We start from the raw sequence: 12705 nt of genomic DNA, 5'->3' as shown, positions 1-12705 counted from the left end.
CATATGAAAATACTTACGTTAAACACACACGCCTGGGCGGAAGAGGATCAACTGAAGAAGATCAGTCAACTGGCTGATTTTATTAATACACATCAATTTGATGTGATCTCCATGCAAGAGGTCAACCAGTCCATGCAGGAAGCGGCGCTTTCTGAAGAAGAACTGAAGATGTATTATGCTACTGAATCGGATGCTGTGATTAAAAAAGACAACTACGCATACGTCCTGCTTCAGCAGCTGACAGAGCAATATCACTGGACGTGGATTCCCGCGCATGTCGGGTTCCAAAAATACGATGAAGGACTCGCGATCCTTAGCCGGACGCCGGTTAAGCAGGCTTTTGGGGAATACGTGTCCCACATGCGGGATTATAACAATTACCGTACACGCAAGATTGTGGGAATCCAGACGGTTGTCCAAGGTGAAGCAACCTGGTTTGTGAACGGACATTATAACTGGTGGGATGATGCGCAGGAACCTTTCAAGGGACAGTGGGAGTTGACGGAGAGCAAGCTTGCCCCCTACATGGATCAGCCGTTATATATAATGGGTGATTTTAATAATGTCGCGGAAGTGCGTGATGAAGGCTATGATTATATGATGAGCAAAGGCTGGAATGACCTGTACACCACAGCATTGCAAAAGGATGAAGGAGCAACCGTGGTGAAGGCTATTGCCGGCTGGGCAGATAACAAACGCGATCTTCGGATCGATTATATTTTCTCCAATCGTCCAATCCAGGCCAAGTCTTCCACCGTGGTCTTGAACGGTAAAAACGGGCCGGTCGTGTCTGACCATTTTGGCGTCGCTGTAGAGATATAACAGCCGTGTGACTATAAATGGGACATCACCTCAAATACGAAGCAAAGCCTCCGCTGACTTCCTGCAAAGGGAAGTGGCCGGAGGCTTTTCACATTCTAAATCATTTTCTATGTACATTTCATATCGTTTGTTCTTTCTGTTGTGGAACTGTATTGTTATTCGAGCGCCAGCATCTGATGTACAAACTTTTTCAGATTCGCGCTTGTCTCACTAAGCTGTTCGATACTTTCCATGAACTCAGAAACAAGCTTGGCCTGATCCACTGTTGCGGTTGTAATCTGACCGATCTCCTGCTCCATATGTTTCATGGAATCCTGCACACTACCGAGGGATGTTTCGATATCAGCCGCTGCTTGTTTTGTATGATCGGACAGCTTGCGTACTTCACTGGCAACTACACCGAAGCCGGCTCCCTGATCGCCCACACGAGCTGCCTCTATCATGGCGTTTAGTCCAAGCAGATTGGTTTGTTCCGATACTTCACGAATGACGTTTGTTACTTTAGACACACTGACGGAGTTCTCTGAAGCTTTTTTGGAGTTGCGCAGAATCTCTTCCGAGGTCGCAGAGAGTTCTTCCGAATGTGCCGCAATCTGCTGAATGCCACCGACGAGCGCATTAATGGTTGTTTCATTTTCACGAATCAGCGTCTCCAGTGTCATGTGACTATCCAGTGCGTAGTTCACACCCAATATACCCACGACCTGATCTTTTTCCTTAATGGGAATAAGGATGGCGTCAAAGGGTCTGCCTTGCAGATCACCAGGCATACGTGCCACGGTACGCGTATCCTTGTTGGTGAGCATTTTGAAATTTTTATAATCGTCATGCAGCTCATCCCCAACCTTCACACCAATCTCCAGACTTTTTGCTTCGGAAAAATACAATACTTTCTCATGATCATTAATGGATATGGATATGTCGTCACGGAACATTTGGCTAACAAAAGGCATAGCATTTACCAGAGATTCAAGAGTATTCAATGTTCATCTTTCCTTCCCGTTACAAAAAGTGGAATTTTTAAATCTATATAAGTTGAACTAAAGATATATTCACACGTACACTCCGATGACAGAATAACCTTCCAATCGCTGTTATCTCCAGATTTTTTTGATTCCCTTTTCTCAAGGGAAAAATCCGGTGATAAAGGCGAACGCTTCGCTTTTTCAGGTTTTTTCTGTCCTCTACGTTTCTGTGTAAATGATTAGTTCAACTTATATAGTCTCTATATCGGTAACATTTTCCGTTTTTTTTAAATTAATGTCCCAATGAAGGTGTAATTGGCGAAGGAAAAACCGAATTCCCTGATTTTTTGTAAGCGTAATCAAAAATCTATAGCCACCATAGAACATGTCAGTTATACTGGGATTATTAATTGGTGTCTGAGTAAACTAGAAGGTATTAACGTTCAGGGCAAGGGAGTTTCTTACGAAGGTTAAGCGCTATATCTTCTGAAGCTTCGACAGCAGAATACGGATCTGATCTGCCCAGGCGAACGTTTTATTTCGGATAAGATTTTATTTCAACGCGAGAGGGATGTGTGCCATCAATGACGACCTATTTCAGTGAACCGCAGAGCATGTATTACCGATTTGGAGAAGATCAGGATCAGGTGTTGAAAGTACTGGCCGAGAGGTATATTGGAGCCAATGCGCAGGCTGATTTTGTATATCGGGTATTCCAGAAGTCTGGTATTTTGCAAAATGAAAAAGGGCTTTATGATCTGAATTTAGGTAAACGCTTTCCTGATGCACCCAAAGACCATATGTCTTACGCAGCTGCGCTGGTCTGGGGGGATGAGGACCGGAATCTGGATGTGTTGGTCCGCTGTTATGGACCTGTTCGCTTTTATTTCAATGAGCAGTTGGTCTATCGCTCTACCGTAATGGATGAGATTAGTCCTGATGCAACGGTGAAGCTCAGCATCGACATCAAGCCCGGTTGGAACACCATTTGGCTGGAAATGAAAAACACCCCTGCCGGCTTCGGTTGCCAGTTCGGATCAGATGAAGGTAAAGTGCGCATTTTGAATGTATTTGCTCCATTCCAGGAGAGACAGGGACAAGCGGGGTGGGTGTTCTCCCAACCGAACCCAGCCACGAGTAAACAACCGGACCTGCTTGGAAAAGAATTAGACTACAGCTTGAACTGGCTGCCTGAGACAGGCTGGTCTGATGAAGATAAAACCAAGCCAGCTTTCGAGCGAATATTCGGAAATCTTGCTGGTAAGCATGCTTATGCTTGGACCCATCTGAACAATAACGATCCAACCGGGAATGCAGTGCGATTGTCAGGTCAATCTTCCGGTTCTCTGAGTATTTGGATTAGCGGCAAGCCTGTGGCGCAAGTGAAGGAACAGGGTTCGTTCGAAGTGGATGTACCAGTCCCGTTTGGACGGAATGACCTGCTTGTCCGAAGTGAATGCAATGATACGGCGGCGGGACCTTGGCATTTTAATTTGAACGCAACCGTTTCGGGTAAGCCACTTTCACTGGAACTTCCTCAGCGTGTGCACGGTGCTTCCGGAGAGTCTTGGTTATATGTCGGCCCTTTTGAGTCGGAGGTTGAACTGGATTTGCAGGATCTGACTCGAACGGACCGAGTGTACCAAACGGGGCTGGAACAGACGTATTGGCGTTTAGATCGACCAGATGCATGGATCAGACCCTATTATGAAAACGCCATGTTAAGCAATAAATGGACCGTGGGCAGTGTGACCAATTATGGTCGCTGGGATTATCCATTGGGTGTCACTGTATATGGTCTATTACGGACTGGGCGTTATTTGCAGAGACCGGATATTACACGTTATGCGGCTGAGCATGTGCAGGCATGTACCCAGATGTATGAGTACTCATTATGGGATCGGGAGCAGTATGGTTTCCCGGCTGTCAATCAACAATTGGTCATGTTGAAAATGTTGGATAACTGCGGTTCTTTTGGTTCGGCCATGCTGGAAGCGTATTCAGAGTGTCATGAACCAACTTTTCTTCCGATTGCTGAACGGATTGCAGATTTCATGCTTTGTCGCCTGGAAAGGCAGGAGGATGGAGCATTTTATCGCACATGTGTAGGCGAGTATGCCGAGAATACCATGTGGGCAGATGACCTATATATGAGCACGCCGTTTCTCGTTCGTTATGCACGGGTGACAGGCAACTCAGCCGCATTGGATGAAGCCGCCAGACAATTTTCACTGTATCGGAAATATCTGTTCATGCCTGAGTTCAAGATCATGTCCCATGTGTATGATTTCAAATACGGACAGGCAACGCAGATTCCATGGGGACGGGGCAATGGCTGGACACTGTTTTCCTTGACGGAAGTACTGGAAGCTTTACCAACAGAGCATCCCAAGCGCCCGGCTCTGATTAATTTTTTCAACGAACTGTGTGAAGGGTATGCGGCCCTTCAAGGGGAAAGTGGGTTGTGGCATCAGGTGTTGAACGAACCGCAGACGTATGAAGAAGCCTCCTGCACGGCGATGTTTGCCTATGGTTTTGCGAGAGGTGTACGTTTTGGCTGGTTCAAAGACCCTGAAGTTTACGTCACGGCAGCCGAGCAAGCTTGGAGGGGACTCATTTGTAAAGCGATTGATCGTCAAGGGAATGTCCATGGCGTGTGCAGTGGATCGCGATATGCGTTTACCGCAGAGTATTATGATCAGGACTTGCGTACCGTCACCAATGACAATCACGGAATAGGCATTATGATGCTGGCAGGAACTGAGGTAGCCAAAATGAAGAAACATCTGGCTGAGCACAGGGTGTCTTCACCTGCGGTCTCACATTCCTGACGGACCACCGAGGTCTGATTTTCATACTATCGTTCCTATACAACATGGTGTCTTATGCTACACGTAATACGGTTGTATACCCGTAATCATAATCTGAAACGGGAACATCACCGCCGGGAATGGTATTCCCGGTGGTTTTTAAATCCTTCAACTCCTTACTTTTTTGACAGGAAAGCTTACTTTTGTTTATGTCATGTCCAGCAATGGACCGATACAATAGGTTTTGTAAGCGATTCCATAGAAGCAAAAGGGGAGGAAATTCATTTATGATGATCACCAAAAAGTGGGTAACCCTGTTCTGCCTGTCCCTGTTATTGTTCGCTACAGCCTGTTCGGGAGGGGCCTCTGATAAGCCAGCTTCTTCTGGTGAAGCAAGTGAAAGTGAAGGAGACTCTTCAGGCAAGATTGAACTGCGCATGACCTGGTGGGGATCACAGACCAGACATGATCTGACGACCAAAGTCATCCAATTGTTTGAAGAGAAACATCCGGGAATCACCATTAAGCCTGAATACTCCGGTTGGGATGGTTATTTTGACAAATTGACTACACAGGTAGCGGGTTCGAATGCTCCAGATATCATCCAGATGGATTACGCATTTCTGACTGACTTTGCCCGGCGTGGTGCCTTGCTTGACCTGACCCCGTTTGCAGAGAGCAAAGAGCTGCGGACAGAGGATCATGATCAGAGCATGATTACAGCCGGATCAATTGACGATAAATTATATGCGATTACTCTCGGAGTTAACGCACCAGGTGTCATATATGACGCCACCGTATTTCAGGAATTAGGTATTGAAGAACCGCAAGAGAGCTGGACATGGAAGGATTTTGGGGATATTGCAACCAAGATTGCCGCAGCCAAAGGTGAGGGGTTCTATGGATCAGCAGACATTTCCGGTACAACGAACATGTTTGAAGTGTTTATCCGGCAATCCGGAAAAGGATTGTTCGACGGTGGCACAATGACCGCTACCAGCGAGGAGCTTCAGCAATGGTTCGATATGTGGGGCGCACTACGCGAGAATGGTGGAGTGACCACAGCGGAGATAACGGCATCCACAACCAATGCGCTGGAGACACGCCCGATCTCACTGGGCACAGCTGCCATGGATTTTGCATGGTCCAATCAATTGCTGACATTCCAGCAGGTGAACAAAAACCAGGATCATAAGCTCGGCATACAGGTGCTTCCGCATGGTGTAGGTGAAAAGCAAATCGGTGAATACCTGAAACCAGGCCAGTTCCTCTCCGGTTATGGCAAAACCAAACATCCAAAGGAAGTTGCCATGTTCATTGATTTCATGGTCAATGATCCAGAAGCAACCGCTATTCTTGGTTCTGAACGTGGGGTGCCGGTCAATTCCAGCATTCGTGAACAGATGCAACCTACGCTGCCGGAAGCGGAGCAAACCATTTTCCAATTTATCGATACTGTATCGAAGCACTCCAGCGAGATTGACCCGCCATACCCGCAAGGATTTGCTGAAGTGGACACAAGTTTCAAGAGCGCAAGCGAGCAGATCGCCTTCGGTCAAGGCAATAATCCAGATGTCATTGCCCAGTTTATTGAAGGAGCCAAGGCTACGCTTGGATCGAGTCAATAATGATTGAAACTGTCTCACACTTCTAATTCCGCGGGGAGGTTGCGAAGATGAACACATCACAGGTCAGTCAAGCCCGAATCGAGCGTGTAGCTACCCGGCGGGTCAAACGGAGATATGCGCATAATGGAGCTGCGCTTCTGTTCCTCGCCCCATGGCTTGTCGGATTGTTATTTCTCACCTTGGGTCCAATGTTGGTATCGTTATACATCTCGTTCACCGATTACAGTATCCTGGCCGCCCCTTCCTGGGTCGGTCTGGATAACTACACCACGATGTTTACATCGGATAAACTGTTCACCCAGTCGCTCAAAGTCACATTCACGTATGTCGCTGTATCCGTACCGGTCAAATTGATTTTCGCGCTGCTTGTAGCGATGTTGCTCAACAAAGGGATTCGAGGATTAGGTATTTATCGGACAGTGTATTACATCCCGACATTGCTTGGAGGTAGCGTGGCGATTGCGATGTTGTGGCGTAAAATGCTGGGTGGGGACGGGCTACTCAATAGTGTTCTTGCCATGGTAGGCATTAAAGCGCCCGATTGGGTAGCGAATCCGAAATATGCTCTGTACTCCATCGTGCTGTTATCCGTGTGGCAGTTCGGATCGTCGATGATTATTTTCCTGGCAGGCCTGAAGCAGATTCCACCCGAGTATGATGAAGCTTCAGCGGTAGATGGTGCAGGTCCTCTGCGGAGATTCTTCTATATAACGTTGCCGATTCTGTCACCCGTTATCTTCTTCAATCTTGTCATGCAGCTGATTACGTCCTTTCAATCGTTCACACAGGCTTTTGTTATCAGTAATGGTAGCGGAGGGCCAGTGAACTCAACCTTAATGTACTCTCTGTATCTGTACAAAAAAGGATTTTCATTCTTTCAGATGGGTTATGCTTCTGCGATGGCCTGGGTGCTGGTCATCCTGATTGGCGTATTTACATTGCTCGTATTCCGCAGCAGCAAGCTGTGGGTGCACTATGAGGATGGTGGGAAATCATGATTGGACAACGGAACTCTACAGCATGGGTCGTCAGCAAACATGTGTTGATCTCAGGCATCGCCTTTGTCATGCTCTACCCGATCCTCTGGATGCTGGGCAGCTCATTCAAACCGGGACATATGATCTTTACAGAGACCTGGTTTTGGCCACAGGAATGGAATTGGCAAAATTACATGAATGGCTGGTCGGGTATTCAGGGCAATCCATTCTCCCGCTTCCTGACCAACTCTGTCATCTTGTCGCTTGGCGCCGTGCTGGGCAATGTCATCTCCTGCTCTATGGCGGCGTATGCCTTCGCCAGATTGAATTTTCGTTTCAAAGCCATCTGCTTCGGCCTGATGCTTATGACGATCATGCTGCCCCATCATGTGACGCTGATCCCGCAGTATATTCTCTTCAACCACCTGGAGTGGGTGAATACGTATCTGCCGCTTGTGGTGCCAAAATGGCTGGCGACCGACGCCTTCTTCATATTCCTCATGGTACAGTTCTTCCGGGGATTACCTAAAGAGCTGGATGAGGCGGCTACCATTGATGGATGCGGTCCTGTGAAAATATACACCAAAATCATCATTCCACTTGCCTTTCCAGCGCTGGTTACCACGATGATCTTTACGTTCTTGTGGACATGGGACGACTTCTTCAGTCAGTTGATCTACTTGAGTGACGTGAGCAAATACACCGTGCCGCTGGGTCTGCGTCTGTTCCTTGATTCCAGCTCTCAATCTGATTGGGGTCCGATGTTTGCCATGTCGGTGTTGTCGTTGGTGCCATGTTTCATTGTATTTATCGTGTGTCAAAAGTACTTCGTGGAAGGAATCGCGACCTCTGGGCTCAAAGGGTAATTCCAAGACGAAACGAGTTGATTTTTCCATGGGGAAAGGAAGATGGTCTTCATTTATTAATCAAAAGCTGCAACAAAGCAAGCTCTCCACGTTGATGGTGACTTGCTTTATTGCGTTTAACCTGTTGCTTGTCTCGGTTGTCGTCTGGCTGGCATATCAGTCTTTCTCCGCGGTCACATTTGCTGAGATTAGCAAAGCACGTCTGGCTCTTCTGAACGAGAGCACACGTCGGGGATTTGATTTCATCACAGGGGTAACAGGAACCGCCTATGCTCTGGCAAGCAATCGGGAGCTGTCCAATTTGCTCGAAACGGCTGATACGGGCAGGCTTGCACAGATTCACCAGCGGAGAGAGGTCTCTCGAATCCTGGATCATACCATGGTCGTCAGTGAAGGCATCACTTCCATAGAACTGTATACGGATGTCTTTAATGAAGTGACAGTAACTATGGCTGATCGCATATTTCCAGTGGACACCATCGCACACGACTCTTGGTTTGCTACGCTGGAAACGGCTGATGCGGCTTGGGTTCCGCTGCGTGAGAACGAATCGGGCCAATCTCTGGTCGGATACGCCCAACGGATTTTCGACAGTCGTGGGGGAACGGTTGCCTATGTGCTCATTCGACTGAGTAGAGCGGACATCGTACGCAGGTTTGCCGATGTACCCATGGTGCTTGATGGAAAAGTCCTGTTGGTAGATACGGCTGGTAATGTCGTAATGCAGATGGGGAAAGTTGATCCAGCAGGGGAGAATGAACGAGCGGATAGAAGAAATGAAGCGAGTACAGTACAGGAAACGGGTGGAGCTGTAAATTCATCTTCTTCTATTATAGATAGTGCATGGATTCAGGAACATGTAAAACCTGGTGCAGACGGATACGAAGTAGTTTCCGGCCAACCCGGAGGTGCTCAATTGGTGCTGTACTCCAGGCCAGCCATGCTTCAATGGCGCCTCGTACAGACTATTCCGGTATATACACTGTTATCTCCGCTCAGACAAGCGGGCTGGCAGATCCTCGGCATCGCCGTGCTGGGACTATTATGCTCGGCTGTGCTTGCGTACCTGTTTGTAAGGCAGATCATCCGCCCTCTGCGACAATTGATCAAACGAATGAGACAACTGGAGAAAGGGGACTTCGATACCCGGGTCCAACTTTCATTTACGGAGGAATATGCCCATTTGGCATATGGCTTTAATCACATGGCTTCACAGCTCACGACGCTGATGGAACAGGTGAAGGATGAGAGCCGGGCTAAGCGTGAAGCCCAGACGGGCTTGCTTGAGGCCCAGATCAAACCCCATTTTCTATACAACACCCTCGACATGATCCACTGGCGCGCACTTGATTACGAAGCCAAGGATATCAGTCGCATGATTGTACAACTCAGTAAGCTGTTGCGGATCGGACTGAGTGGAGGGAGATTGTTTATACGGGTTCGTGATGAGTTGGAACATGCCCGTTGCTACGTCAACATACAGTCAGAGCGGCTACCGTTCTCCATTCAATATCAGGAGCAGATCGATCCGCGTATTCGCGGTTGTTACATTCCCAAGATCATTTTGCAGCCCTTTATCGAAAATGCCGTTATGCATGGGCACCCTGAAGAAGGCACACTTCGAATTCAGGTGCATATGCACGAAGTGGAAGGCCCGCATCAGGATATCGTCATTCGTATCACGGATAATGGGCGGGGGTTGCCGGAGGGGTGGAAACTCGAAGAGACGTGTGGCATCGGTGTACGGAATGTACATCAGCGCATTCAGCTTTATTGCGGGAAGAGGTATGGCGTTCAACTGGGCGATAGAGAGTCAGGTGGCGTGGAAGTGACCATTACGCTGCCGCGTATTGAGACCGACGAGCAATTAAATCTATGGCTGGACGGTGAAAAATGATGAAGACCATTATGCTTGTTGATGACGATCCTCATATTGTAAAGGCATTAACAGATCATATCGATTGGCCTTCTCTGGGCCTCAGCATTGCAGGCACTGCTTCCAATGGCTTGGATGCGCTGGACCTGTTTCACCGCATGAATCCAGATGTCGTTATGACTGACGTCTATCTACCGGGGATGACCGGGCTTGAGATCACACAGACGTTACGACGTGATCATCCCCACCTGCCGATCATCATTCTTAGTGGATATGACGAATTCGAGAACGCCCGGGCAGCCATGCGCTGGGGGGTGAATCACTTTTTGCTGAAGCCGGCAGAGGTTGAGGAGATTGAGTCTGTGCTTCGGGAGGTGCTACTGGAACAAGATGTGCGGGAGCGGCATGAGTTGCTGGAGCAGACGTACAAGCAGGAGGTTGGACGGGTGCTTCCTTATTTGCGTAAACAATTCCTTCACGAACTGCTGACTACGCGATATCGGGCAGAGGAACTGCCTAAAGAACGCATGGACTATATAGGCATTCATATGTCCTCACAGACACGCGCCATTAGTCTGCAACTGAATCGCCCCGTATTTTTGACACGGATGAAAGAACGGGATTGGCAGCTTCTCCGCTATGGTGCGGCCGATATTATTCAAGAGACGGTGAAGGAGCATACGGCGCACATGAATGGTCAGGTAGAGATCGTTGATTATTCGGATCAGGTATTTGTGTTGCTTCTATTAGGAGATAAAGATCATCTGGAGGAATGCCTGCCACTTGTGGAGCGGATGATCGATCAGATCTTTACGTATCTGAAAATTGAAGTGAGTGCTGGAATCGGGAGATCCAAGAGTCACCCATGTGAGGTGATAGATTCTTATCTCGAGAGCAGGGAAGCGGTGGAAACAGCAGAGTTTCAAGGTGGAAGTCGTATCTACCACTATGAAGCGTCTGAGGATACAGAACCAAGTGTGACCGATTATTCATTATTGCTTCGTCAATGGAATGAGGCTTGGGCGGATATTCGACCTGACCTGGCGGAAGAGGTATGGCATCATATTTGCCTTTTGCTGAAAGAGGGGAAATGTGTTGGGATACAGGATGTACAGGTGGTGGCCGTCAGTCTGTTTGACACATTGATGCATAGCTGGAACCGACTTCACCCTATGTTAACACCGCCGCTGGCGATGAGTGATTTTCTGCGTGAAATTCAATCGAAATATGCTTTGCATGATCTGGTAAGCTGGATGGATCGTATTATCTGCAACTGGCTGGAACAGATACGCAAGGAGATGGGCGAGAAGAAAAGCAATAAACTTATCGAGCAGGTGAAACAGTATGTGGAGCTGCATTACGCCGAAGAGATTAGTTTTGAAGCGATAGCCAAGGGACTATTCGTACATCCGAAGTATCTGAGTCAACTGTTCAAAAGGGTGACCGGTGAGAATTTCGTGAGTTATTTGAACGGGTACCGGATTCAGAGAGCGTTGGAACTGTTGCAGTCGGGACATTACATGGTATATGAGGTGAGCGAGATGACGGGGTTCCGTAATGCAACGTATTTCAGCCAGGTGTTCAAAATGCTTACGGGCAAGAGTCCGTCTGAGGTGGGGTAGAGTGATACAGGTACAGTAATTAGATAAAGTGGAAGAGGAGGTATGGTTCTTATGATGATGGATCAGCAGGAATATTACATTAAAGGTTTATCTTACTCCATTAGATCGGCAGAGGAAAAGGATGCTGAGACCTTGTCTTCACTTCGTGTACAAATCGATGGGGAAACCGAGAACATGGATCGTGAAGAGGGCGAGGCGTATATCGACGCAGCCGGGTTTAGGCGGATTATCCATTTGGACACTGAGAAGTCACGGAATCTGTTCCTTGTTGCTGTAGTAGCAGGCGAGATTGTGGGATACTCCCGATGTGAAGGTACAGAGCTGAAGCGCTTTTGCCATAAGGTTGAGTTCGGTGTGTGTGTAACCAGAGAGTTTTGGGGACATGGGATTGGCAAGAACTTGCTGGAGAAGTCGATAGAATGGGCAGACCAGACTGGTGTAGAGAAGATGACGTTGAACGTGCTGGCATCCAATGAAAAGGCAATCAAGTTATACCAAAAGAGTGGCTTCGGGATCGAAGGCATTTTGAAAAAGGATCGGCGACACACGGATGGACAGTATCACGACACGATAGTGATGGGCAGGTTCAGAGACTAATAGCATAAAAAGTGAAAAGCACAATCTATATAAGCCCATAGCTTATGGAGTTTAATTATTAGATTTGATACCGACATAATAGATAGCAGTGTTATTAAGTAGATGTATTATGTTTCTTATCTTATAGAACGAATGTAATGATGTTGAATGAGTCTATTCACAACCTATTATTGAGATAGATTAGACCGGTGAGTGTATATAGGATATAGTAAGAGGATATTGCCATTGGAAAAAGAGATTATGAAGAGATTGAATCAAATATATAGTTAGTTTTCTAATGGGATATTTTACAAGTAGTAATTGTGTTGTGTATATGATATATTCTATTTCCGGCCAAAAAAACACGAGAAACAAAGTGCCGCAGGCAAAACAAATAAGCTTCGAAAAGAAACTTAAAAAAAGAGCTTGCTAAGTTGGTTCGGAAGTGTTATGATATAAAAGTTGCTGAAGAGAACGACGTTCGGTAACAAAACAAGTTTGATCTTTGAAAACTGAACAACGAGTGAGTAAACATTCTGCTTGCAGAATGAACGCGAAAGTTT

9 protein-coding genes are annotated in these 12705 nt (G+C 47.2%); 8 read left to right on the top strand and 1 reads right to left on the bottom strand.

The window, feature by feature from the left end; genetic code table 11:
- Nucleotides 1-3: 3 nt before the first annotated feature.
- Entirely contained in the window at nt 4-822 is an 819-nt protein-coding gene (locus QVE09_RS25145; protein WP_315939025.1) for an endonuclease/exonuclease/phosphatase family protein, read from the top strand.
- A gap of 155 nt (nt 823-977) precedes the next feature.
- Here QVE09_RS25145 and QVE09_RS25140 read toward each other — a convergent pair whose 3' ends face one another.
- Nucleotides 978-1805, bottom strand: a complete 828-nt coding sequence (locus QVE09_RS25140; RefSeq protein WP_315939024.1) for a methyl-accepting chemotaxis protein — start codon at nt 1803-1805, stop codon at nt 978-980.
- Nucleotides 1806-2371: 566 nt separating this feature from the next.
- On the opposite strand from QVE09_RS25140, the gene QVE09_RS25135 reads away from it, so the two are divergent.
- The 7 genes from QVE09_RS25135 to QVE09_RS25105 all read left to right on the top strand — a co-directional run bounded on the left by QVE09_RS25135 (nt 2372) and on the right by QVE09_RS25105 (nt 12163).
- Complete coding sequence (locus QVE09_RS25135) at nt 2372-4618, top strand: glycoside hydrolase family 88/105 protein (RefSeq protein ID WP_315939023.1); 2247 nt, start codon at nt 2372-2374, stop codon at nt 4616-4618.
- Nucleotides 4619-4884: 266 nt separating this feature from the next.
- A complete protein-coding gene (locus tag QVE09_RS25130) occupies nt 4885-6225 on the top strand; it encodes an ABC transporter substrate-binding protein (protein ID WP_315939022.1) in 1341 nt (446 codons plus the stop codon).
- Between the two features lie 47 nt (nt 6226-6272).
- Entirely contained in the window at nt 6273-7223 is a 951-nt protein-coding gene (locus tag QVE09_RS25125; RefSeq protein WP_315939021.1) for a carbohydrate ABC transporter permease, read from the top strand.
- Nucleotides 7220-8068: a carbohydrate ABC transporter permease gene (locus QVE09_RS25120; protein ID WP_036616400.1), complete on the top strand. Its 849-nt coding sequence runs from the start codon at nt 7220-7222 to the stop codon at nt 8066-8068. Before QVE09_RS25125 ends, QVE09_RS25120 begins: the two co-directional genes overlap by 4 nt.
- A gap of 28 nt (nt 8069-8096) precedes the next feature.
- The gene (locus tag QVE09_RS25115; protein WP_315939020.1) at nt 8097-9965 is read left to right on the top strand and encodes a cache domain-containing sensor histidine kinase; all 1869 of its coding nucleotides are present in this window, start codon (nt 8097-8099) and stop codon (nt 9963-9965) included.
- Nucleotides 9962-11566: a response regulator gene (locus tag QVE09_RS25110; RefSeq protein ID WP_315939019.1), complete on the top strand. Its 1605-nt coding sequence runs from the start codon at nt 9962-9964 to the stop codon at nt 11564-11566. The genes QVE09_RS25115 and QVE09_RS25110 overlap by 4 nt, the downstream gene beginning before the upstream one ends.
- A 51-nt stretch (nt 11567-11617) precedes the next feature.
- Nucleotides 11618-12163, top strand: coding sequence for a GNAT family N-acetyltransferase (locus QVE09_RS25105; protein ID WP_315939018.1), 546 nt, complete (start codon nt 11618-11620; stop codon nt 12161-12163).
- The last annotated feature ends 542 nt before the right edge of the window (nt 12164-12705 follow it).

It is taken from the genome of Paenibacillus sp. ClWae2A (assembly GCF_032452295.1).
Taxonomy (GTDB): Bacteria; Bacillota; Bacilli; order Paenibacillales; family Paenibacillaceae; genus Paenibacillus.
Note: the sequence above shows the minus strand (reverse complement) of the source record. Positions and strands in the feature narration are given on the sequence as shown.

Coding starts and splice junctions, on each gene's coding strand:
- QVE09_RS25145 (WP_315939025.1), top strand. CDS start 4: ATGAAAATACTTACGTTAAACACACACGCCTGGGCGGAAGAGGATCAA.
- QVE09_RS25135 (WP_315939023.1), top strand. CDS start 2,372: ATGACGACCTATTTCAGTGAACCGCAGAGCATGTATTACCGATTTGGA.
- QVE09_RS25130 (WP_315939022.1), top strand. CDS start 4,885: ATGATGATCACCAAAAAGTGGGTAACCCTGTTCTGCCTGTCCCTGTTA.
- QVE09_RS25125 (WP_315939021.1), top strand. CDS start 6,273: ATGAACACATCACAGGTCAGTCAAGCCCGAATCGAGCGTGTAGCTACC.
- QVE09_RS25120 (WP_036616400.1), top strand. CDS start 7,220: ATGATTGGACAACGGAACTCTACAGCATGGGTCGTCAGCAAACATGTG.
- QVE09_RS25115 (WP_315939020.1), top strand. CDS start 8,097: ATGGGGAAAGGAAGATGGTCTTCATTTATTAATCAAAAGCTGCAACAA.
- QVE09_RS25110 (WP_315939019.1), top strand. CDS start 9,962: ATGATGAAGACCATTATGCTTGTTGATGACGATCCTCATATTGTAAAG.
- QVE09_RS25105 (WP_315939018.1), top strand. CDS start 11,618: ATGATGATGGATCAGCAGGAATATTACATTAAAGGTTTATCTTACTCC.